This is a genomic window from Streptomyces platensis, from assembly GCF_008704855.1.
In the GTDB taxonomy this organism is placed as follows: Bacteria; Actinomycetota; Actinomycetes; order Streptomycetales; family Streptomycetaceae; genus Streptomyces; species Streptomyces platensis.
Window position 1 is genome coordinate 7,459,227 of sequence record NZ_CP023691.1, and the last position, 23,544, is coordinate 7,482,770.

13 protein-coding genes are annotated in these 23,544 nt (G+C 74.4%); 10 read left to right on the forward strand and 3 right to left on the reverse strand.

Features of this window, described 5'->3' with window-relative positions; genetic code table 11:
* Positions 1-13: 13 nt before the first annotated feature.
* A complete protein-coding gene (locus CP981_RS32985) occupies positions 14-556 on the reverse strand; it encodes a GPI anchored serine-threonine rich family protein (protein WP_244329890.1) in 543 nt (180 codons plus the stop codon).
* 202 nt (positions 557-758) lie between these two features.
* Here CP981_RS32985 and CP981_RS37945 point away from each other — a divergent pair, with 202 nt between their 5' ends.
* A complete protein-coding gene (locus CP981_RS37945; protein WP_085924994.1) occupies positions 759-2,120 on the forward strand; it encodes a hypothetical protein in 1,362 nt (453 codons plus the stop codon).
* Between the two features lie 88 nt (positions 2,121-2,208).
* Here the strand turns inward: CP981_RS37945 and CP981_RS32995 are convergent, their stop codons facing one another.
* Positions 2,209-2,754, reverse strand: a complete 546-nt coding sequence (locus CP981_RS32995; RefSeq protein WP_085924993.1) for a cell wall hydrolase — start codon at positions 2,752-2,754, stop codon at positions 2,209-2,211.
* Between the two features lie 103 nt (positions 2,755-2,857).
* Here CP981_RS32995 and CP981_RS33000 point away from each other — a divergent pair, with 103 nt between their 5' ends.
* From CP981_RS33000 to CP981_RS33020, 5 genes are all read left to right on the forward strand, one after another.
* Positions 2,858-4,087: a S1 family peptidase gene (locus tag CP981_RS33000; protein ID WP_085924992.1), complete on the forward strand. Its 1,230-nt coding sequence runs from the start codon at positions 2,858-2,860 to the stop codon at positions 4,085-4,087.
* Between the two features lie 173 nt (positions 4,088-4,260).
* Entirely contained in the window at positions 4,261-4,728 is a 468-nt protein-coding gene (locus CP981_RS33005; RefSeq protein WP_085924991.1) for an acyl-CoA thioesterase, read from the forward strand.
* A gap of 176 nt (positions 4,729-4,904) precedes the next feature.
* Positions 4,905-6,926 (forward strand): LodA/GoxA family CTQ-dependent oxidase, encoded by a 2,022-nt coding sequence (locus CP981_RS33010; protein WP_085924990.1) that lies wholly within the window; start codon positions 4,905-4,907, stop codon positions 6,924-6,926.
* Positions 6,923-8,074 carry an FAD-dependent monooxygenase gene (locus CP981_RS33015; RefSeq protein ID WP_085924989.1) on the forward strand — a complete coding sequence of 384 codons (1,152 nt, stop codon included), beginning with the start codon at positions 6,923-6,925 and terminating at the stop codon, positions 8,072-8,074. Before CP981_RS33010 ends, CP981_RS33015 begins: the two co-directional genes overlap by 4 nt.
* Positions 8,071-8,793, forward strand: a complete 723-nt coding sequence (locus CP981_RS33020) for a hypothetical protein (protein ID WP_085924988.1) — start codon at positions 8,071-8,073, stop codon at positions 8,791-8,793. Before CP981_RS33015 ends, CP981_RS33020 begins: the two co-directional genes overlap by 4 nt.
* Positions 8,794-8,869: 76 nt before the next feature.
* Here the strand turns inward: CP981_RS33020 and CP981_RS33025 are convergent, their stop codons facing one another.
* A complete protein-coding gene (locus CP981_RS33025; protein WP_085924987.1) occupies positions 8,870-9,631 on the reverse strand; it encodes an SDR family oxidoreductase in 762 nt (253 codons plus the stop codon).
* A 150-nt stretch (positions 9,632-9,781) separates the two neighbouring features.
* Here CP981_RS33025 and CP981_RS33030 point away from each other — a divergent pair, with 150 nt between their 5' ends.
* From CP981_RS33030 to CP981_RS33045, 4 genes are all read left to right on the forward strand, one after another.
* Complete coding sequence (locus CP981_RS33030) at positions 9,782-10,630, forward strand: helix-turn-helix transcriptional regulator (protein WP_244329891.1); 849 nt, start codon at positions 9,782-9,784, stop codon at positions 10,628-10,630.
* Between the two features lie 543 nt (positions 10,631-11,173).
* Positions 11,174-18,361, forward strand: a complete 7,188-nt coding sequence (locus CP981_RS33035) for a type I polyketide synthase (protein WP_085924986.1) — start codon at positions 11,174-11,176, stop codon at positions 18,359-18,361.
* The gene (locus CP981_RS33040) at positions 18,354-23,231 is read left to right on the forward strand and encodes a type I polyketide synthase (RefSeq protein WP_085924985.1); all 4,878 of its coding nucleotides are present in this window, start codon (positions 18,354-18,356) and stop codon (positions 23,229-23,231) included. The genes CP981_RS33035 and CP981_RS33040 overlap by 8 nt, the downstream gene beginning before the upstream one ends.
* On the forward strand, positions 23,221-23,538 hold the full coding sequence (locus CP981_RS33045) for a hypothetical protein (protein WP_085924984.1): 318 nt from the start codon (positions 23,221-23,223) through the stop codon (positions 23,536-23,538). Before CP981_RS33040 ends, CP981_RS33045 begins: the two co-directional genes overlap by 11 nt.
* Positions 23,539-23,544: the final 6 nt, after the last annotated feature.

Genomic DNA, 23,544 nt, shown 5'->3' on the forward strand with positions numbered 1-23,544 from the left:
GGGTGGCCGCCGGTCAGTTGGTGATGGCGAAGGTCCGGCTGAAGGCGCGGACCGCGCCGTCACCGGCGGTCGCCACCTCCAGGAAGTAGCGCTTGCCCGGCGGCACCCGGGGCAGCGTCACCAGCGCCTCGCCGGCCCGCCCGGCACCGGCCTTGGTCGCGACCAGCGCCACCCGCTCCGACTCGCCCCCGCCGGTCGCCGTCCGCAGCCAGACGTCCACCTCCTCGCCCGTGCTGTTGTTCCAGGTCACCACGAAACTGCCGTTCGCCTTGTAGTCGACGCCGGGCTCCGGGGCGGTCACCTCGATCCGCCCCGTCGGGGGCGAGGCGAACTCCTCGGGGTCGGCACTGGCGGCGGGGGCACCGAGGGCCGAGGTGGCGGCCCGCGCCGCCGAGCCCGCATGGCCGGCCGTGGCGGCCACCGGCCGGCCGGCCGCGGGACCACTCTTCCCGGTGTCCGGCTGCGACGGCGCCAGCGAGATCACCAGCATGCAGCCGACGGCGGTGGTGGCGACGGCGACGGCCAGATTGGTGGCCATCGAGGTGGCCCTAGACATCGTCTCCTCGTTTCCTCGGGGGAGGTGCGAGCCGAACATCCCCGGCACCTCGGGCATCAAAAACGACGCGCTGAGCGATCACCTGGATGGACAGTCCCGGCGCGACAGCCCCTTGGACGGGAGGGAGAATCCACCGCTCGGGACGGAATTGATCCACGCTCCGGTGATGTCCTGAAAGTGCGGTTCGGGTAGCGTCGAACACATGAAGACCGCAACGCGTCGTGCGCTGATCGGACCAGTCCTCCTGCTGGTGGCCGCGCTGCTGGCGGTGGCCGCCGCGATGGCACCGGGTGCCCGCGCCGCCGGGGGGCTGGACGAGGCCGCGGCGGCCCTCGAAAAGGGCCCGGTCTACGTCGATCCCCGTGCCGCGGACCAGTTCTCCCGTGCCCAGGCGGACGCGCTGGCCAAGAAAATCAAGGACGCGGACAAGCCGATCTTTGTCGCCGTGCTGCCGCGGGCCGCCGAGTACCAGCCCGGCACCCTGCTCCAGAACCTGCGCACCAAGGTCGGCATCAGCGGCGTCTACGCCGTCGAGCTCGGCAACGGCTTCAACGCCGGCGCCGACCCACGCGTGATGACGCGCAACTCGGTGCAGAACCTCGTCGGATCGGTCAAGAGCTCCGACTACCCCACGGTCAACGAGCGCCTGAACAGCTTCGTCGACACGGCCGCACGGTCCGCCCACGGCCAGGCCCCCGCCTCCTGGGGCGGCTCCGGCGGCAGCGGCTTCGACACCGGCACGGCGATCGGGCTCGGGGTGCTGGTGGCCGTCGGAGGCGGCGGCGCCTACGCGATCGCCCGCCGCAACCGCAGAAGGCGGATCGAGGAGGAGCGGGCCGCGCTGGAGGATCTGCGGGTCGTCGTCGACGAGGACATCACCGCCTTCGGCGAGGAGCTGGACCGGCTCGACTTCAACCCCGGCGAGCCCGGCGCCGACGACGCGATGCGCACGGACTACACCCATGCGCTGGACTCCTACGAGAACGCCAAGTCCGCGATGGCGTCGGCCCAGCACCCCGGCGACGTCCAGGCGGTGACCCAGGCGCTGGAGGACGGCCGGTTCTCGCTGGCCGCCCTCGCCGCACGACGCGAAGGACGGCCGCTGCCCGAGCGCCGGCTGCCGTGCTTCTTCGATCCACGGCACGGTCCGTCCGTCGTGGATGTCCGGTGGGCCCCGGCGGGCGGTGCCGAGCGCACCGTGCCGGTCTGCGCCGCGGACAAGAGCCGGATGGACGACGGGCGGGAGCCGCTGGCCCGTACGGTCAGGACCGCGAACGGCGACCGCCCCTACTGGGACGCGGGCCCGGCCTACGGCCCCTGGGCCGGCGGCTACTTCGGCGGCGGCCTGCTGCCCGGCCTCCTGGTGGGCACCCTGCTGGGCAACATGATGATGTCGTCCGCCGCCTACGGCGCCGACTTCGGCGGTGCGGGCGCCGACGGCGGGGACTACTCCGGATCCGACTTCAACAGCGACGACTTCGGCGGCGGTTTCGGTGACGGCGGTGGCTTCGGAGACGGTGGCGGCTTCGGTGGAGGCGGCTTCGACGGCGGCGGCGGTTTCTGAGCGCTGAGGGCTCCTGGACCGCCCGGAGCGGCCGGCGCCCCTCGGCCCGTCCGGCGTGCTCAGCGCCCCCTCGGCGGCCCCGGAGCGCTCAGCCCTCCTCGGCCCGCCCCGCCCGCTTGACACCGAGGAAGCGCCCGTAGCGCGGCCGCGCCGCGAAGTCCGCATAGCGCCATACGGCGGGCCGCCCGGCCTCCCGGCACAGATGCAGGACCTGGTCGGGGCCCAGGTGGACGCCCACGTGCGCGCCGTAGCCAGGTGGCCGGCCGTCCGCCGGACCGCTGTCGAACAGCACCAGATCCAGCGGCCGCGGACGCTCCACCCGGTGGGTCGCCCGTTCGTCGGCCCAGAGTTCCGCCGAGCGCAACGGCGGTATCAGCAGGCCGAAGTGGCGCAGCACGGCGTAGGCGTAGCGCTGGCAGTTCGCGCCCCCGGCCAGGTCGTCGAAGGGGCCCGGTACGGGGCCCTGACCGGGGACACCGGCCGCCCCGCCCGCCACGTATGACGGGCATTCAGGTGTCGTCGCTCCCGGATGGCGGGCACCCGAGTAGGTCACATTGCGCAGCGCCTCGGGAAGCTGCCGGAACGCCACCGTGCCGTGGACGGTGGGGACTTGACGGCCGGGTTCGCGGAACACCCGGACATGATGCCGGGGACCGCCCTCATGCCGCACGCCGCGGTGTCGAGCACGCTCACCACATCGGATCCGATGTGCACTCGACACCGCGAGGAGATCCCCGATGGAACGCCGCTTTCGCAAGGCAGCCCTCTGGGGCGCGGCCGCCGCCACCGTCGTGGCGGCGGTCGGCCCGTTCAGCCCGGCGCACGGCGTGCCCCGGCCCGATCCCTCGCCCAAGCCCTCGCCGCGCGGCATGCTCGACGCGATGCGCCGGGACCTCGGGCTGAACGCGGTGCAGGTGCGGACCCGGCTCGCGCAGGAGACCGATGCGCACCGTGCCGCGGCGGCCGTGCGCCGGACGCTGAGCAGCCCGCCCGCCGGGATGTGGTTCGACCGGACCACCGGCAAACTCGTCGTCGCGGTCACCGGCGCCGCCGACGCCCAGCGGGTGCGGGCCGCCGGCGCGGTCCCCAAGACGGTGCCGCACGGCCGCGCCGCGCTCACCGCCCTTATGCGGCAGATCACCGAGCGGGCCGGCGACGGGGTGCCCGGCGTCACCGGCTGGGGTGTCGACGAGCGGGCCAACGGTGTGGTGGTCCGCATGGACCGCACCCGGCGCACCGCCCGGACCGCCGTCTTCGAGCAGTCCGTCCGCGCGCTGGGGGCCCGGTCGAAGATCCCCGTCACGGTCGAGCGCAGCGACCAGACACCGCGTCAGCAGGGCGGCACGGTGGTGGGCGGTGAGCGGTGGATGCCCGGCAGCGAGGGCATCTGTTCCATCGGCTTCTCGGTGACCGGGCCGGGCAGCTTCCAGGGCTTTCTGACGGCCGGTCACTGCACGCTCACCCCCGATCAGGCCGCGTTCGGCAAGGACGGCAGCCGCATGGGCACCTCCAACCAGGGCGGCGAACACAGCGTCAATGACCGCGAGGGGGACTTCGGGCTGGTCGAGGTCGACCGGCCGGACTGGACGGTCAGCGCGGACGTGGCCGGGCAGGGCGGTACGCCGGTCACCGTCACCGGTGCGCAGGAGGGCCTGGTCGGGATGTCGATGTGCCACTCCGGGCAGAGCAGCGGCTGGCACTGCGGGGAGATCACCCGGGTCGATCAGACCGTGGACTACGGCAACACCGTCATCGAGGGCCTGTCGTTCACCAACGCCTGCTCGGCGCCCGGCGATTCGGGCGGCTCGTATGTCACCCAGCCCAGCGCCCCGAAGGCCCTGGGCGTGCACTCGGGCGGCGGCGCCGCCGGGTGCGGCAACTTCGGCGGTGCCACCCTCACCATCTTCCAGCCGGTGGGCGAGATCCTGGACAGGTGGAACCTGCGGCTGAAGACGGGCAGCCCCTGACGCGGCCCCCTGCCGCCACCGCCGGCCCGGCCGCCGCACACGGGCCGGGGAGCGGTCCCGGGAAAGGCCCCCGGCCCCTTGATCTCCGTGCCTACGATGTGAAGCAAGTGGCCAATGAGGCGCCGGGGGTCGACGTGGCGGACCGGCGCCTATGGGGGAGTGGGAGAGCGCGCATGGCAGAAGCAGCGGAACGGGCAGCCGGTACGGACGCGGCGGAGCCGTTCGCCGTCGGGATCACGGTGCGCGGCTACGAGACGGACACCCAGGGCCATCTCAACCAGAGCGTCTATCTCCAGTACGCCGAGCACGCCCGCTGGTCGCTGCTCCAGGCGAGCGGCATCCGCCAGAGCACCATGGTGGACCGCCGCGTCGGCCCGGTGACCGTCGAGACCACCATCCGCTATCGGCGGGAGCTGCGGGCCGGTGACGAGGTCGAGGTCAGCTGCGCGTTCGTGTGGGGCGAGGGCAAGACCTTCCGGATCGAGCAGACCGTCCGCACGACGGACGGGACGGTGGCCGCCGAGGTGAGCGCCGTCTGCGGGCTCCTCGACCTCACCGAGCGCAAGCTGCTCCAGGACCCGCGGGCGGCCTTCCGCGACCTGGCCGACCAGCCCGCGCTGCTGGGTCTCGCCGACGCCTGAGGAGCGTGGTCGGCGGCGCCGCGCCCGCGCCGTACGACGGCAGCGGGCGGGGCCGCCGACACGAAAGGGTGAACCCGTTCATCCATTGCGATGCCTGGAGGTCACGGCGGGCACCGGGCTGATCCACGTTTGAGCCGTCGGGGGGCACCACAACCCGCCCAGCGAAAGGCTCCTCGATGGACACGCAGATAGTCCAGGTCAAAATCCATCCCGCCATCGGCATAGCCCGGGTCGGCAACAGCGACAAACCGCCCTTCATCGGCCCGGAATCCCCGGACCAGCCGCCGCTGCCGGCCGGCTCGTACAAGGACAGCGCCGGGAAGGTCATCCGGCAGGCCGCCCGGTTCCGGGTCTACGGCTACAACCAGGCCGGGGAAGCCGTCCGGGAACTCAAACTGGGCGAGGCGGGGGTCACCGAGATCAAGTGGTCGGTGCACCTGGCCAACAAGAAAGCCGCCTGGTACCAGTTCCATCTCGCGCTCGACATCGATGAGGCCGGCGGCCTTCAGGAGACCCAGCTGCGCCGCCGGAACTTCGACGTCCGGGGAGCCGACCGGAAGAAGCTCGTCATCGACGCCGGCCGCAAGGAGATCCGCGCCTCCCTGCACGAGAACGCCGCCCTCGCCGGGAAGATCATGAACCGGGCGGTCCCCCTGGGATCGATCACCACCCAGACCGACGGCCGGCTGCTGGTCGTCGGCGGCGTCGGCAAGTCGGCCTCCTACGCCACTCCGGAGAAGCCGATCTCCGGTGTCGCCAACAACGACACCTGGTACGACGACGTGTCCGACGGCCCGGTCACGGCGGAGGTCACCATCGGGGGCGTCACCAAGAGCGCCGGCCCGGCCTGGGCCGTGGTCGCCCCGCCGCACTTCGCGCCCGGTGTGAAGACCGTCCGCACCCTTTACGACGTGTTGTACGACGTGTTCGTCACCGAGCACACCCTGCCCGCCGTGCAGCAGATCTCCTACCCGGACCACATCGAACCGATACTGGACCGGTTCTGCCAGCTCCAGTGGGTCAACCACGGCTTCGCCACCCAGTTCGGCCGGTCCGGCCCGTACGACTTCCGCGACCCGGCGCTGCGCAAGCGGCTCGCCGACCCGGGCGAGGCCAGCCGGGAACTCCGCCGGCAGATCTATGTCCAGATGCGTGACTACTGCCGGGACGGGACCTCCCCCCTGCCCTGGCCCTGGCTCTACGGCGACGCCATGTCCAGCGGCAAGCCCACCTCCGTCCGGCAGCACATCAAGATCTCCGGTGAGCAGGACCGGATGCTGGCCCAATGGGCCGACGGCCACTTCACCACCGGCCCGCCCCGTACGGGCCACCCGGACGTCGATACGGCGCCGGTCGCCGCGCAGCCGGGTCTGCTGGACCGGGGCGCGCTGGAGAACTGCGCCGCCGACGCCTTCCACCCGGGCTGCGAGGTCACCTGGCCGATGCGGCACAAGACCATGTACTCCGAGCCGTTCCGCATCCTGCACCGCACACCGGAGAACCCGGAACCCGACTACGGAGACGCGCTCACCGTCCAGGAAGCCCTGAGCAAGACCGGTCCGCTGCACGCACAGGGGCCGGGTGACCTCACCCGCTGGATGGCCGCCCCCTGGCAGTGCGACGCCGCGAGCTGCCGCTCCGGCTACCAGGTTCGGTCCGGGCTCGGCCCCCGCTACAGCCCCTACCTGCCGACCTTCTGGCCCGCCCAGGTGCCCAACCATGTGCTCAAGCAGTCCGACTTCGCGACCGTCAACACCCCGCCGAGCGGCTCCGACGACAGCGTCAGGGAGAAGGCCTTCGAGAACCGGGCGGTCTGGCTGCGCGGCCTGAAGGACACCGACTTCAACAAGCAGCGCCGGCAGATGATCGACGACTGGTACAAGTTCGGCATCGTCGAGACGCGCGAATACACCGTGGGCGACGGCAAGTTCCCGCAGCACATCCAGGTGGAGTCCGAGCCGGGCTATCCGCCGGCCCCCGACCACGCCAACCTCGTCAACATCCAGGTGCCCGAGGCGGGCGCGCCCCAACTGGCGGGTGTGGCCGATGCCTGGACCGGCGAGGTCCCGGCCGAGACCGTCGAGGCGATGCTCGTCCAACAGGCCATCCAGGAAGTCATGGAAGCGACCGGCCGGGACGAGACGGAGATCGCCGCCGGATACCTGGAGAAGCTCGACCCCTTCCACGGCGCCCAGTGAGCCCCGCCCCCGCCTACGACGTCGTGGTCGCGGGCGGTGGCCCGGCCGGCTGTGCCGCCGCGCTCACCCTCGTCCACGCCGGCCGGACGGTCCTGCTGGCCGACGCCGGTACCGGTCCGCCCAAGGCCGGTGAGGCGCTGGTGTCCATGGGCCGGCTGCTGCTCGCCGACCTCGGCGTCGCCGAACCGGTCCTGGGCAGCGGCCACTTGCCCTGCCACGGCAACCTGTCCGCCTGGGGCTCGCCGGAACTGCACGCCGTGGACTTCCTCCAGGACCCCTACGGGCACGGCTGGCACCTGGACCGTCCGCTCTTCGACCGCCGGCTGCGCGCCGCCGCCCGCGCGGCGGGCGCCGAGGTCGCCGAGCACACCGCCGTACGGAGCCCCTCCCGGCAGTCGGACGGCACCTGGCGGCTCGCCCTGCGCGACCGGGCCGGCGGGGCCGGGGACCGTACGGTGCGCTGCCGCTGGGTGGTGGACGCCACCGGGCGGGGCGCCGCGATCGCGGTCCGCGCCGGCGCCCGGCGGCGCACCGGAGACCAGCTGACCGCCCTCCACCTCACCCTCGACCCGGCCCCGCAGACCCCCCTCGACGGCCGTTCGCTGGTCGAGTCCGACCAGGATGGCTGGTGGTACACCGCGCTGCTGCCCTCCCGGCAGCGTCTGGTCGCCTACTTCACCGACCCCGATCTGCCCGTCGCCGCCGCGCGCGGAGCCGAGCGGTTCCGCCAACGGCTGCTGGCCACCCGGCACATCTCCCGCCGGGCCCGCCCGCACGGGCTCACCACCCTGCGACCGCCCCGCCGGGCCGCCGCCCGCAGCGCACATCTGGACCGGGTGCACGGCGACGGCTGGACGGCCGCCGGGGACGCGGCGGCCGCCTTCGACCCGCTCAGCTCCCAGGGCATCCTCACCGCCCTCTACACCGGGCTGAGCGCGGGCCAGGCCGTCGACGCCCGGCTGCACGGCGACCGGGCGGCCCTGGCCGACTACGCGGCCAGGGTCAGCACGGCCCGTACCGCCTACCAGCACGGCCACCGCGCCGTGCACGCGCAGGAAACCCGCTGGCCCGACCGGCCCTTCTGGACCCGGCGGCAGCGGCGCTTCCACCACAACCCCCCACCCATGAAAGGCGAGACCACACCATGACCCCCACCCCCGCATCCGGCTCCACGGACGCACACGAGCACATCCACCGCTTCCTGCTGCTGGGCAAGAAGAAGCTGTTCTTCTACCACCTGGCGCTGTACAACCCCCAGTCCGGCCACAACTACCAGGCGGTCTTCAGCTTCTCCATCAAGGACAACGGCGAACTGCGGAACATGTACCTGAAGGACCTGGCGCAGCACGAGAACGAGCGGGTCTTCTACTCCCTGCGCTGCCCGCACCACTTCGAACTCCCCGAGCTCCAGCAGGGCAAGGAGTTCGGCGTCCACCTGGAGCGGGTCGTCGTGAAGCCGGACGGCAGCCGCGACTTCCAGCAGATGACCACCGCCGAGACCATGGTGGACTGCAAGCGGGAGGACGTGCTCTCCTTCCGCAAGCTCGGCAATCTGCCCTACCCCGAATACCTCACCTACCTGGTATTCGGCGAGGGCGACGAGATCCACCTCGCCCACCAGCTCGCGGAGCGCCCCAACTGGGACGAGGCCCTCACCATCGCCCCCGCGCAGCCCATCGACCCGGCGCTGCTGAAGAAGGTCCCGACCCTCGTCATCGACTCGATCAGGGATGCTCACGACAAGCTGATCGAGAGCCCGCTGAAGAAGGGGCAGCAGTACCAGGGCAAGATCGACGGGTCCGGCCCGGTGGTCGACTTCACCGTCGGCCGCCAGGCCTGGTTCAACCACACCAGCCTCAACAGCTGATCCACCGAAGCCCGTTGCCTTCCCGCCCGGCCCGGTCCGCGACATCGCCGCGGACCGGGCCGGGTCGGGCGGCGCCTCACGCCTGCCGCGTCGGCAGCACGATCGCCTGGCGCAGGTTCACATGGCGGGCGCGGCTCGTCGTGTAGGCGATCAGGTCCGCGATGTCGTCCGCCGCCAATCCGGTCAGTGCGTCGAACATGCCGCCCAGCTGGCCGGCCAGTTCCGCGTTGTCGATGTGGTCGGCCAGTTCGGTGTCCGTGAGACCCGGCTCGATATTGGTGACGCGGACATCACGCGGGCCCAGTTCCGTGCGCAGCGACTGCGAGAGGTAGGTCAGCGCGGCCTTCGTCGCGCCGTACACCGCGTAGTGGGGGAACGCGATATGCGCGCCGATCGAGGAGATGTTCACCAGGTCCGCCGTCCGGCCCGCCTCCGCCACCGCGATCAGGTCCGGAGTGAACGCCCGGATGACCCGCAGCGCGCCGGCCACATTGGTGTCCAGCATGCGCTGCCACTCGTCGGCGCGGCCGTCGGTGACCGGATTCGGCAGCATCACGCCCGCCGCGTTGACCACCAGATCGACCTGACCGTACGCGGTGTGCACCCGCTCGGCCGCCGCATCCACGGAGGCGGCGTCGGTGACATCGGCGGCGACCGCCAGGGCCTGCCCGCCGGCCTTCTCGATCGTGGCGGCCAGCTCCGCCAGCCGCTCGGCCCGGCGGGCGAGCAGCGCCACCCGCACACCGTGCGAGGCGAGCAGCCGGGCAGTGGCCTCGCCCATACCGCTGGCGGCTCCGGTGACGACAGCGGTGCGGCCGGCGAGGGTGTCGTACGACATGGAGAACTCCTGGGCTGGTGGTGAGAGCCGCCGGGCGTCTCCCGGGGCAATCACCACACTGCGCCGTGCCACCGCACTTACCCAGGGCTGCCGTTTTCCTGGGTCCGCCAGTACCAGGATGGGAGCGTCCCGGGCGCCTAGGATCAGCGCATGGATATATCCCTGACGGGGGAACTCGGCGACTTCCTGCGTTCCCGGCGCGCCCGCATCCGGCCCGAGGAAGTCGGGCTGCCGGGGCACGGACGGCGGCGGGTTCCGGGCCTGCGCCGCGAGGAGGTCGCCCAGCTCGCGGGCGTCAGCGTCGACTACTACATCCGCCTCGAACAGGGCCGCGGCCCCTCCGTCTCGGACGCCGTACTCGACGCCATCGGGCGCGTCCTGCGCCTCGACGACACCGAGCAGCAGTATCTGCGCACGGTGGCCAGGCCCGCCGCCCGCCGCACGGCCGCCGCCGGGCCCGCGCCCCAGCGAGTCCGCCCCGGACTGCGCCTCCTCCTGGACACCATGGAGAAGGCGCCCGCGTTCGTACTCGGCCGCCGGATGGATGTGCTCGCGTGGAACGCCCTGGGCGACGCCGTCGCCGGCTTCTCACAGATGCCGGCCGAGGAGCGCAATATGCCGCGCCAGGTGTTCCTCAACCCGCAGGCACATGAGCTCTATCCGGACTGGCCCGCGGTGGCCGCCGAGACGGTCGCCTATCTGCGCCTGGACGCGGGGAACCACCCACGGGACAAACGACTGGCGACGCTGGTGGGCGAACTCTCGCTGGGCAGCGAGGACTTCCGCCGGCTGTGGGCGGACCACCAGGTCAAGGAGAAGACGTACGGGGCGAAGCGGATGCGGCACCCCGTGGTGGGTGAACTCACCATGCCGTACGAGACGTTGACGGTGACCGGGGAGCCGGATCAGATGCTGGTGGTCTACACGCCGGAACCGGGTTCCCGTACGGCGGACCGCCTGACCCTCCTGGCCAGCTGGGCGGCGAGCCCGGCGGTCTGAGGGGGCGGGGCCATACGGGAACACCGGCCGGGGGTTCAGCGGAGGGCACCGTCGGGTGACAGCTCCCGGGTGACCCGGGGGTCGGGTTTCGGTCGCCGCCGCGGCGGCGGAGCGGCCCGGCGGGGCCGGTACGCGGGCGGCGCGGGGCAGCAAAGCGCAGGTCGGCGCGGGGGCGGCGGGGGCACGGGGTGGTCCGGGGGCCGCCGTCGTGACCTTGGCGCATTCAACCACTGCCTGTTGCAGTTGCGTTGACAGTGCACGGGGGTGGCCTCACGATGCAACGCGGCATCAGCGGCTACCGCTGGTTACCGCAGGTGGCAGTGGTCAGCGTGTTCGCCCCCGGCAGAAGGAGCGCCCGTGGTCCCCCGGCCCCCGTTCCCCGGCACCCCCCTTTCCAGATCTACCGGCCCGGACGCTCCGCCCGCCGGCCCAGGGTCCGACGCGCCTTACGGCCCCGGGCCCGCCGCTGCCGCCCGGACCGCCGGGTCGGCACACCCCGGGCCCGCCCCCGCCGGGCGCGAGGCCGCCACCCGCGATCTCGTCGTGGCGCTCTCGCCGTTCGAGGAACCGGGCGAGCGGATCGTCCTCGCGGCCGCCCGCGCGGGCGCGCTGGGTCTGTTGGACCTCGGCCGGGACCCCGGCCCGGCGCGCGCCGCGCTCGCCCGGCTCGGGACGCTGTCCTACGGCGTGCGGATACCGGTGGGGTGCCCGCTGACACCCGCCGATCTGCCCGTGGCGGTCGACACCGTGCTGCTCGCCGACCCGCGGGCCTGGGCGAACCCCGAGCCGGAGCCCGCCCCCCGGGCCTGGGCGAACCCCGAGCCGGACGTCGCCCCTGGGCCGGACGTCGCCCCCGCCCACGGCCCGGCCACCGGTCGGCCGGCGGACTGGGCCGACGCCGGGCGGCGCCGTGTCTGGGCCGAGGTCACCAGCCCCGAGGAGGCCGCGGCGGCGTGTGCCGCCGGGGTCACCGCGCTCGTCGCCCGCGGCCATGAGTCGGGCGGCCGGGTGGGTGAACTCACCACCTGTGTCCTGCTCCAGCGCCTGCTGGCCGACCCGTCCGTGACCGTCCCCGTCCTCGCCGCCGGGGGCATCGGCCCGCACACGGCCGCCGCGGCCGTGGCCGGCGGGGCGGCCGGCGTGCTGCTCGACTCCCAGCTCGCGCTCACCACCGAGGGCGAGGAGCGGCTGCCCCGGGCGGTCGCCGCCGCGATCCGCGCCATGGACGGCAGCGAGACCACCCTCGTCGCGGGCCACCGGGTCCTCACCCGCCCGGACCTGCGCCTGCCGGCGGTGGGCGACGAAGCCGGGGAGGCGCAGGACGGGGGAGTGGGTGGCGGGGGAGCGGAGGACGGGACCGCCGGCCACGACCCCGGCCGTGACCCCGACCCCGACCGGATCGCCGCCCGCCTAGGAGCCCGGGATCTGCGGACCCAGCTGCTGCCGATCGGCCAGGACGGTGCGTTCGCCGCCCGGCTCGCCGCGCGCCACCGCACCACCGGCGGCATCGTGCAGGCCGTACGGGCCGCCCTCACCGGCCATCTCGACGCCGCGGCACGCCTGCGTCCGCTCGCCCGCCGCCCCGGCGCCCGCCATCTTCCCGTGGCTCAGGGGCCGATGACCCGGGTCAGCGATGAGGCCGCATTCGCCGCCGCCGTGGCCGACGACGGCGGGCTGCCCTTTCTCGCGCTCGCCGTCATGGACGGCGCACAGGTACGCCGGCTGCTGGCCGAGACCGCCGAGCGGCTGGGCGAACGACCCTGGGGCGTCGGCCTGCTCGGCTTCGCCCCACCCGAACTCCGCCGCGAACAGCTGGCCGCGGTGGCCGAGTTCGCCCCCGAGTACGCCCTGATCGCCGGCGGACGGCCCGCCCAGGCCGCGCCCCTCGAAGCCGCCGGGACCCGGACCTATCTCCATGTCCCGGCGCCCGGCCTGCTGGAGCGCTACCTCGCCGAAGGCGCCCGGCGGTTCGTCTTCGAAGGGCAGGAGTGCGGGGGGCACATCGGCCCCCGGGCCAGCTTCCCGCTGTGGGACGAGCAGATCGAGCGGCTGATCGTGCATGCCCGTTCACACGGCGGGACGGCCGAGGAGCTGGACGTGCTCTTCGCGGGCGGTATCCACGACGCCCGCTCGGCCGCCATGGCCGCGGCCGCCGCCGCGCCGCTCGCCGAACTCGGCGCCCGCATCGGCGTCCTGATGGGCACCGCCTACCTCTTCACGGACGAGGCCGTGGCCACCGGCGCCGTCCTCCCCGGCTTCCAGGACACCGCCCTGGCCTGCGACCGGACCGTACTGCTGCGGACCGCCCCGGGCCATGCCACGCGCTGCGCCGACACCGCCTACACCGAGGACTTCGCCGCGGCCGACCGGCGCCTCGCCGCCCATGGCACCGACCCCCGGGACCGCTGGGAGGAGCTGGAGCGGCGCAACCTCGGACGGCTGCGGATCGCGAGCAAGGGCCTGCGGCACACCGACGCCGGGCCGCCCGCCCCCGTGGGGGAGCGCGACCAGCGCCGGGAGGGCCTGTACATGCTGGGCCAGGCCGCCACCGTCCGCCACGCCACCACCACCGTCGCCGCGCTGCACACGGCCGTGACCGACGGAGCCACCGCCCAACTGACCTTGCGTGCGGCGGAGTTCCGGCCCCCGGCCGCGCAGCCGGACCACCGGGACACGGCGCCGCTGGACATCGCCATCGTCGGCATGGCCTGCTGCTATCCCGGCGCGCCCGACGCGGCCCGTTACTGGTCCAATGTCGTCACCGGCGTCGACTCCGTCACCGAGGTGCCCGCCGACCGCTGGGACGCCGCCACCTACCACGACCCGGACCCCGCGCGGGCGGGCGAGCGCACCCCCTCGCGCTGGGGCGGCTTCCTGCCCGCCCTCCCCTTCGACGCCCTCGCCCACGGCATCCCCCCGGCCTCCCTCACCGGCATCGAACCGGTGCAGCTGCTCGCCCTCGACGCCGCCGCCAAAGCCCTCGCGGACGCCGGATACGCCGGCCGCGACTTCGACCGCGCCCGTACCAGCGTCGTGTTCGGCGCCGAGGCGGGCACCGAACTGGCCGGTGCCTACGGGCTGCGCGCCCTGCACCCGGCCTACCTCGGCGACCTGCCCCCCGCTCTCGACGCCGAACTGCCCCGGCTGACCGAGGACTCCTTCCCCGGCGTGCTCGCCAATGTCATCGCCGGACGCATCGCGAGCCGCCTCGACCTGGGCGGCGCCAACTGCACCGTGGACGCCGCCTGCGCCTCCTCGCTCGCCGCACTCGACCTGGCCTGCCGCCAACTGCGCGACCACGACGCCGATATGGCGCTGTGCGGCGGCGCCGATGTGCACAACGGCATCAACGACTACCTGATGTTCGCCTCCGTACAGGCCCTGTCCCCGACCGGCCGCTGCCGCCCGTTCGACGCGGCGGCCGACGGGATCGCGCTCGGCGAGGGCGTCGGCTGTCTGGTCCTCAAGCGCCTCACGGACGCCGAACGGGACGGCGACCGGATCTACGCCGTCGTCAAAGCGGTCGGCACCTCCAGCGACGGGCGGTCCCTCGGACTGACCGCACCACGGCCCGAGGGCCAGCGGCGGGCCCTGGAACGCGCCTACCACCGCGCCGGGATCAGCCCCGCCCAGGTCGGCCTCCTCGAAGCCCACGGCACCGGAACCGTCGTCGGTGACACCACCGAACTCGCCGTCCTCACCGAGCTGTTCGAAGCCGCGGGCGCGAACCCGGGCAGCTGCACGCTCGGCTCGGTCAAATCGCAGATCGGGCACACCAAATGCGCCGCCGGCCTGGCCGGACTGATCAAGGCCGCCCGTGCCGTGCACGCGGGGGTGCGGCCGCCGACCCTGCATCTGACCCGGCCGGCCGAGGCGGACACCGGCCCGTTCCGCTTCGACACCGGCCATGCCCGGCCCTGGCCGGTCCCCGTGGCACGCCGTATCGCGGGAGTGAGCGCCTTCGGCTTCGGCGGCACCAACTACCACGCGGTGCTCGCCGGTTACGACGGTGCCCCCGAACCCGCCCACGCCCTGACGGACTGGCCTGCCGAGCTCTTCTGCTTCCGCGGCGCCGACCGGTCCGCCGCGGTACGCGCCATGGACCGTCTCACCGCCCGGCTGGCGGAGAACGACCAGGCCGGACGCCCCTGGCAGCTGCGTGACCTGGCCGCCGAGACCGCCGCGGCGGACGGGCCGCTCCAGGTCTGCCTGGTCGCCGCGGACCTCGACGATCTCGCCGCCAAGCTGCTCCCCGCCCGCCAGTTCACCGCCGCCGACGGCGTCTACCCGCGCGCTCACGACACCGACCCCGGGCGGCTCGCCTTCCTCTTCCCCGGCCAGGGCAGCCAGCGCACCGGCATGCTCGGCGAGTTGTTCCTCGCCTTCCCGGCCCTGCGCGGCCTCCTGGACGACGCCGATCCCGACTGCGTCGCGGCCATGTTCCCGCCCGCCGCCTTCACCCCCGAACACCGGGCCGCCCAGCAGGCCGCCCTCACCGACACCCGGGTCGCCCAGCCGGCGCTCGGCCTCGCCTCCGCCGCCGCCCACCGGCTGCTCACCGCCCTCGGAGTACGCCCCGACTGCACGGCTGGGCACTCGTACGGCGAGCTGACCGCCCTGTGGGCGGCGGGCGCCTACGACACCGAGGCGCTGCTCCGGCTCAGTGCGCGACGCGGCGAGGCGATCCTCTCCGCCGCCGGCGACGACCCCGGCGCGATGGCCGCCGTCGTGGCCGCGCCCGGCCGGGTCCGGGAGCTGACCCGTGACACCGGTGTCGTCGTCGCCAATCACAACGCACCCGAACAGAGCGTGATTTCCGGCCCCACGGACGCCGTGGAAGCGGCCGTGGCCGCGCTGCGCACGGCCGGCGCCGAGGCGCGCCGCCTGCCGGTCGCCTGCGCGTTCCACAGCCCGCAACTCGCCGCCGCCCGCGACGCACTCGCCGCGGAACTGGCCGCGACCGAGGTGACCGCGCCCGCCCTCCCGGTCTGGTCCGGCGCCACCGCGCGCCCCTACGCCCGCGGGGCATCCGCGGTGCGGGACACCCTGGCGGACCAGGTCGCCGCGCCGGTGCGCTTCGTGGACCAGATCGAGGACATGTACGCCGCCGGGGTGCGCACCTTCGTGGAGGCCGGGCCCGGCCGGGCCCTCACCGGCCTCGTCGGGCAGATCCTCGGCGAACGTCCGCACACCGCCCTCGCGCTGGACGTACCGGGCGAGTCCGGACTGGCCCGGCTGCCGCACGTCCTCGCGCGGCTCGCCGCGGCCGGGGTCCCGGTCGACCCGGAGGCACTGTTCCGCGGCCGTGCGCAACCCCTGCCCGACACGCCGCCACGCCGCCCGGGGTGGCTGGTGAACGGTCACACGGTGCGCACCGCCGACGGCGCCTGCCTGCCCGGCGGACTGCGCCCTGCCCGGCGGGTGGACAGCCGGGGGAGCGGGGAGGACGTGGTGCGGAGGGAGGGCGGCCAGCGTGCGGCGGCGCTCGACGGGGGCCGCGTGACTCCCGGCGGTGGCGCGGCTCACGGCGTTGGCGTGGCTCCCGGCGCCGCCGCCCGGCATGACGTCGTGCTGGAGTATCTGCGCACCACGCGGGAGCTGGTGGCGTCCCAACGGGATGTGGTGTTGCGGTACTTGGGGGAATCGGCCGTGCCGCCCGCCCAGGTGGTCGACTCCGCTTCGGTCCAGGAGTGGGCTGTCTCGCCGTATACCGAAGTTGCCGGGACCGGGGCCGGGACCGGGGCCGGGGTCGGAGCCGGGGCCGGAGCCGCCGTCGGGCCCGCGACCGCTGCCGACGCCACCATCACGCAGCCGCCCGCCACCGGCCCACATCCCCTGAGTCCCGCCGAACTCCTCGAAGCCGTAAGGGAGATCATCCACCAGCGGACCGGATACCCCCACGAGATGCTCGATGCCGGGCTCGACCTGGAGGCGGACCTTTCGGTGGACTCCATCAAGCGCGTGGAGATCGTCGGCGCGCTTGCCGACCGGATCGGACTGCCGCAGGATCCGGACGGGGCCATGGAGTCGGCCGTGGAACAGCTCGCCCGCGTCAAGACCATCAGCGGCATCGTCGACTGGATCGCCGCCGCCCGCCCGGAGCCCCCGTCGGCGCCCGCTGAATCCGTGCCTGTGCCGACCGCGCCGGGCGCCACGGTCGCTGCCCCGACCGCGTCGGTGCCGCCCGCAGCACCCGCTACGGCGCCCCTCACCGGAGACCCGCTCGCCCCGGAGGAGGAATCCGACCGCGGCCCGGTGCCGCTGCGTCCCACCCGCTCCCTGGTCCGGGTCACCCCGCTCGGTCCGCCCGTGGCCCGGCCGCCCGCCGAAGTGGTGGCGGGCAGTGACTTCGTCGTGGTGGAGGACGGCCAGGGCGTGGCGCTGGCTCTCACCGCCCTGCTGGAGAGCCATGGCGCACGGGTACGTACCGTCCCCGCCGAGCGGTTGGTCCGGTGCGCCGCCGACGGGACCGGCGGAGTGGTGGACCTCAGCGCCCTGCGGGCGGGCCGCGGTGCCGTACTGCCCGGACAGTTCGAGGCCTGGCGCACCGCCCTGACCGGCGGGGCCCGCCGTCTGCTGCTGGCCACCGCGGCCGGCGGCACCTTCGGCCAGGACGCCACCGCGGACGCTCCCGACCCACTGCCCGGTGCCGGACTGCGCGGCTTCGCCCGTACGGCCGCCCTCGAATACCCCGACGTCCTGATCCGCGCGGTGGACCTCAACCCCAAGGACCGCCCCGAACGCCTCGCGGCCCACCTCCTCGCCGAACTCTGCGCCCCCGGCGAACCGGTCGTCGTCGGCCGCACCAACGGCACCCGCACCACCCTGAGCACCGTCCCCGTACCCCTGCCGGACGACCGGACCGATCTCGGCCGGCCGTCGCTCGGTGCCGGTTCCGTGGTGCTGCTGACCGGCGGGGCGCGCGGCATCACCGCCCGTACGGCTCTCGCCCTGGCCCGCGCGTACGGGTGCCATATCGAACTCCTCGGCCGGACGCCCCTGAGGGAGACCCCCGAGGACCCGGCCCTCGCCCACGCCCATGACCGCATCGCGCTGCGCGCCGCGCTGCTCGCCCAAGGGCTGCGCCGGCCCGCCGAGATCGAGGCGGCCGCCGGTGCGGTCCTGGCCCGCCGCGAGATCACCGCCACCCTCGCCGCCCTGGCCCCGTTCGCCGCCTCGGTGCGCTACCACGCGGCCGATGTCACCGACGAGGCCGCCGTACACGCCGTGGTGCGGGACATCCGGGCCCGGCACGGCCGCCTCGACGGGATCGTGCACGGCGCCGGCGCCCTGGCGGACAAGCTGCTGCGCGACAAGGACCCGGCCTCGTTCGCCCGGGTCTTCTCCACCAAGGTCGACGGCGCCCGCCATCTGCTGTCCGCCGCCGATGACGACACCGGATTCCTCGTCCTGTTCGGCAGCGTCTCCGGGGTCTTCGGCAACCGCGGCCAGGCCGACTACGCCGCCGCCAACGACGCCCTGGACTCCCTTGCCACGGCCTGGTCGGCCCGCACGTCCCGGCGTGTCCTGGCGGTGGACTGGGGCCCGTGGGCGGCCGAGGGCGGCGGCATGGTCACCCCCGAACTGGCGCGCGCCTACGCCCGCCGGGGCATCCCGCTCCTGGACCCCGACGCCGCGGCCGCCGCCCTCCTGGACGAACTGGCCCACGGCACGGCGGCCCAGGTCGTGCTGGCGGCGGAGGCCGGCGGGGAGGGGGCGGGCGATGAGTGAAAGACCCGCCCGGCAGGCCGGCCCCCGGCCCACGGACGCCGCGATCGTCGGCATGGGGGCGCTGTTCCCCGGAGCCGAGGACCTCGCCGCGTACTGGCGCAACCTGGTGGCCGGTACGGACTGCATCACCGACGTGCCGCCCGGCCGCTGGGACCCGGAGATCTACTATGACCCGCACGCCGCCCAGGGCCCCGCCCGCAGCGACCGCTTCTACTGCCGCCGGGGCGGCTTCCTGGCCGAACCGGCCGCCTTCGACCCCACCCGCTTCGGCATCATGCCCGCCGCCGTCCGGGGCGCCGAGCCCGATCAGCTGCTCGCCCTGCGCACCATCACCGACGCCATCGCCGACGCGGGCGGTGAAGAGCGGCTGCCCGCCGACCGCTCCCGTATCGGCGTCATCCTCGGCCGCGGCGGCTTCATGGGCGTCGCCACCGCCCGGCTCGACCAGCGGGTCCGTACGGCCCATCAGCTCGCCGTCACCCTGCGCGAACTCGCCCCGGAATTAGGTGAGTCGAGAATCGTCGCCGTACGGGAGGCCTTCCAGGCGAGCCTCGGCCCCGAACAGCCCGAGGCCTCCATCGGCCTGGTCCCCAGCTTCACCGCCGCCCGCACCGCCAACCGGCTGGACCTCCGCGGCCCCGCCTACACCCTCGACGCGGCCTGCGCCTCCTCCCTGCTGGCCGTGGCACAGGCCGCCGATCTGCTGGCCGCCGGCCGCTGCGACCTCATGGTCGCCGGAGCCGTGCACCACTGCCATATCGCCACGCTGTGGAGCGTCTTCACCCAGCTGCGGGCGCTCAGCCCCACCCAGCACATCCGTCCCTTCGACCGCCGGGCCGACGGCACCCTGCTGTCCGAAGGCACCGGTGTCGTCCTCCTCAAACGCCTGGCCGACGCCGAGCGCGACGGCGACCGGGTGTACGCGGTCATCCGCGGGACGGGAGTGGCGGGGGACGGGCGCGCCGCCGGTCTGATGAGCCCGCGGCCGGAAGGCCAGATCAGCGCGCTGGAGCAGGCCTGGGCCGGTGCCGGGCTGGACCCCGCACACCCCGCCGCGCTCGGCCTGCTGGAGGCCCACGGCACCGGGACCCCGGTCGGCGACGGTGTCGAACTCGACACCCTGGCCCGGGTGTTCGGCCCGCCCGGCGCCGGCATCCCGCCGGTCGGCCTGGGCTCCGTGAAGTCGATGCTCGGCCACACCATGCAGGCCGCCGGGATCGCCGGACTGATCAAGGCGGCACTCGCCATCCACCACCGCACGCTGCCGCCGACCCTGCATCTGGACGAACCGCACGAGGGCCTGGCGCGGACCCGGATGCGTCCGGTCACCGAGGCCGAGCCCTGGGACGCCGGACGGGCACCGCTGCGCGCGGGCGTCAACGCCTTCGGCTTCGGCGGCATCAACGCCCACGCCGTTCTGGAGGAGGCCCCGGGCCGACGGACCCCGGCAGCGCCGCCCCCGCACCGGCCGCCCCCGCTGCGGGCGGCCGAGCGGATGGTGCAGCGAACGGCCCTGCGGTCGGCTCAGCTCCGCACGGTCGAGGGGACGGACCAGCAGGCGGACCGGCAGGCGGCGCAGCAGACGGCCCAGCAGGCGGCCCGGCAGACGGCTCGGCTCCGCGTGGCCGAGCCGGAGCGCGTCGTCCTGCTCGCCGCGGACACTCCCGTCCAACTGGCCTATTCCTTAAGGGATATGGAGGAGAGCGATGGTGAGTCGGCGGGCCTCGACGCCCCCGTGCCCGACGACGGCCCCTGCCGGCTCGCCCTCCTCGACCCCACCCCGCAGCGCCGTGCGCTCGCCGCCAAGATCCTTGCCCGTGGCCTGCCCTGGCGGGGCCGGGGCGAGGTGTGGTTCACCCCGACCCCGTTCTTCGGCCCGTACGCCCGGCAGGAAGGGGCGCGGCTCGCCTTCCTCTTCCCGGGGCTGGAGGCGGAGCCGCCGCCCCGTGTGGACGACACCGCCGACCTGCTGGCCCTGCCCCGGCCCGCGGTCTCCGGCGGCACCGGTCTGGTCGAACGCGCCGTGGACACCCTCGCCGTCGGTCGCCTGCTCGCCCGCGCGCTGGACGAACTGGGCCTCGCCCCCGACCTGTTGACCGGTCACAGCCTCGGCGAATGGACCGCCATGGTGGTCGCCGGCATGTATCCGCCCCAGGCCGTGGACGCCTTCCTCGACTCACTGCGGCCCGGCTCGCTCGCCGTACCCGACCTGGTCTACGCGGCCCTGGGCTGCGGCGCCCCGCAGGCGGCCGCCGCGCTCGCGGGCCTGGAAGGGATCGCGGTCAGCCACGACAACTGCCCGCACCAGTCGGTGATCTGCGGAGCCCCGGAGCCACTGGCCGAGGCTGTACGCAGACTCGCCGGCCAGGGCGTACGGGCCCAGGAGATGCCCTTCCGCTCCGGCTTCCACACCCCGATGTGGGCGCCCTACCTCCATCAGACCGGCACCGCCTTCGACGCCCTGCCGCTTCGGGACCACCGGCTCCCCGTATGGTCGGCGACGACCACCGCCCCCTTCCCGGACGGCCCCTCGGCGATCCGCCGGCTCGTACTGCGGCACCTCCTGGAACCCGTCCGCTTCCAGGAGCTGACCAGACGGCTCTACGAGACGGGCGTCCGCGCCTTCGTCCAGGTAGGCGCCGGCAGCCTCACCGGCTTCGTCTCCGACACCCTCCACGGCCAGGACCATCTCGCCGTCACGGCAGCCGACCCCCGCCGCGGCGGCCCCGCCCAACTCCGCAGACTGGCGGCGGCGTCGTGGACCGAGGGACTGAAGCCACGGTGGGACCGGCTGACGGTCCCACCGCGCGGCTCCGGCGTGGTGACGGTCGGTGCTGTGGACCGGGCTCCGGAGGACCGGGCCCCGGATCGCGCTACGGGCCGCACGGTGGCCCGGGCCAAGGACCGTGCGATGGGCCGCGTCGCGGTCCCGGAGGGAGCCGGCGCGACGATACGGCTCGACCTCGACTCGCCGCTGGTCCGCCTCGGTGGGGGGACGCGCGGTGTGCCGGTTCTCGCGCCTGCCGATCCACCCCCACCCCCCACCCCCACCCCCGCCCCCTCCCCCGAAGGGGGAGGAGGGGGAGGGGGCGGGGGAGCGCTGCCCTGCCCCCGGCCGTCCGTTGTGGAGCCCGTCCGGCAGGCCCTCGACGCGATCCTCGCCGAAACCCGGGCCGCCACCCGCACCGTCGCCGCCGCGCTCGCCGCCGCAGACGCCCGCAGCACCGCCACTGCCGCACCCCGCGACGTCTCCGCACCCCGCACCCTCGCTACCGTCCCCAGCGCCGCCGCTGCTGCACCCCCCACCCCCCACCACACCCTCCACCACCTCTCCCTGAAAACCCTCCCCTACGTCCGCGACCACTGCGTCTACCTCCAGCCCGACGGCTGGCCCGAGCCAGCCGACCGCTTCCCCGTCGTTCCCATGACCACGTTGCTGGAGCTTGCCGCCGAGGCGGCTCGGGAGGTGTGCCCCGGGGGCGTCGTCACCGGCTACTCCGGCGTACGGGCCCTGCGCTGGCTGGCCGTTGCGCCGCCCGTGGACCTGGCCGTCAGCGCCACGCCCGGCGGGGACGGCCGGGTGCGGGTGAGTCTGGGGGACTACGCCGCCGTCACCGTCCACCTGGGGGCGCAGTACCCGGCGCCGCCGCCCCCCGACCCCGCGGGCCTGACGGCGGGGCAGCCGGCGCCGGTCAGTGCGGAGGCGCTCTACCGGGACCGGTGGATGTTCCACGGGCCCGCGTTCGCCGGGGTCCATGAGGTCCGCACGCTCGCCGCCGACGGCATCCGCGGCACGCTGCGGGCCCTGCCCGCGCCGGGTGCCCTGCTGGATGCCGCGGGGCAGCTCCTCGGCCACTGGATGCAGCTGAAACTGAGCGGTGACCGGCTGGTCTTCCCCGCGTCGCTGGACCGCGTACGGCTCTACGGCCCGCCGCCCCGTGCGGGCGCACTGCTGGCGGCCACCGCCCGGATCCGCGAGGTCAGGGCCGGTTCGGTGCGCGGCGAGGTGGAGCTGTGCGGTGCCGACGGCCGGGTGTGGGCGCGGCTGGAGGGCTGGACGTACAGGCGCTTCGGTGCCGATGAGCGGGTGTGGCCGATGAAGTTCACTCCGGAGGTGTGCGGTATCGGGGAACCCCGGCCGGGCGGCTGGTGCCTGGCCCGGCGCCGCTGGTCGGACCCGGCCTCGCAGGAGCTGGTCATGCGCCGCTATCTGGGCGCGGCCGAGCGGGACCGCTACGAAGGGTGCGCGCCCCGCGCCCGCGCGCCGTGGCTGCTGGGCCGGATCGCGGCCAAGGACGCGGTGCGGGAACTGTTGTGGGAGTCGGGAGCCGGGCCCGTCTTCCCGGCCGAGATCCGGATCGGCACCGACGGGCACGGCCGCCCCCGCGCCGAGGGCCCGCTCGCCCACGGCCTCCATCTCACGCTCGCGCACAAGGACCGGCTCGCCGTCGCCCTCGCCCACCGGTCGGGCCCGGTCGGCATCGACATCGAGCGGGTCACCGACGATCCGCAGGCCCTCGAACGGATCGCCCTCTCCCCGGCCGAACGCCGCCTGGCGGACGACCTCCACGCACGTGCGCCCGGGCACACCGGCCGCGCCTACTGGCTCACCGCACTGTGGTGCGCCAAGCAGGCCGCCGCGAAGGCGGCCGGCAGCGGCCCGGGCCGGCGGCCCCTGGAGTGGGTCGTGACGCCCGCACCGGGCGGCGCGCTCCGGGTGGTCTCCCCGGACGGCCGGCCCCACCTCGTCCACCTCGACTCCGTCGACGACCTGTCCGGGCGCCATGTCGTCGCCTGGACCGGGCCGCGGCCCGAGGACCGTACGGGCACCGACACCCTCACTCCCACGGAGGCCACCCATGGCAGCTGACCCGCTCCCCGAGCGCACCCGGACGATCCTGGCCGAGATCACCGACATGCTGGTGAGCGTCGTCGGCGACGAACTCCTCGTCGTGGGCGAGATCACCGGCGCCACCACCTTCAACGACGATCTGGCCCTGGAGAGCATCGAGTTCGTCGCGCTGGCCGAACTTCTTCAGCAGCGCTACGGCCCCTCGGTGGACTTCCTCGGCCTGCTCGCGGAGAAGGACATCGACCAGATCCTGGCCATGACGGTCGGCGAACTCGCCGCCCATATCGACCGGGTCACCGTCGCCGACCAGGCCTGCGCGAGCTGACCGCGC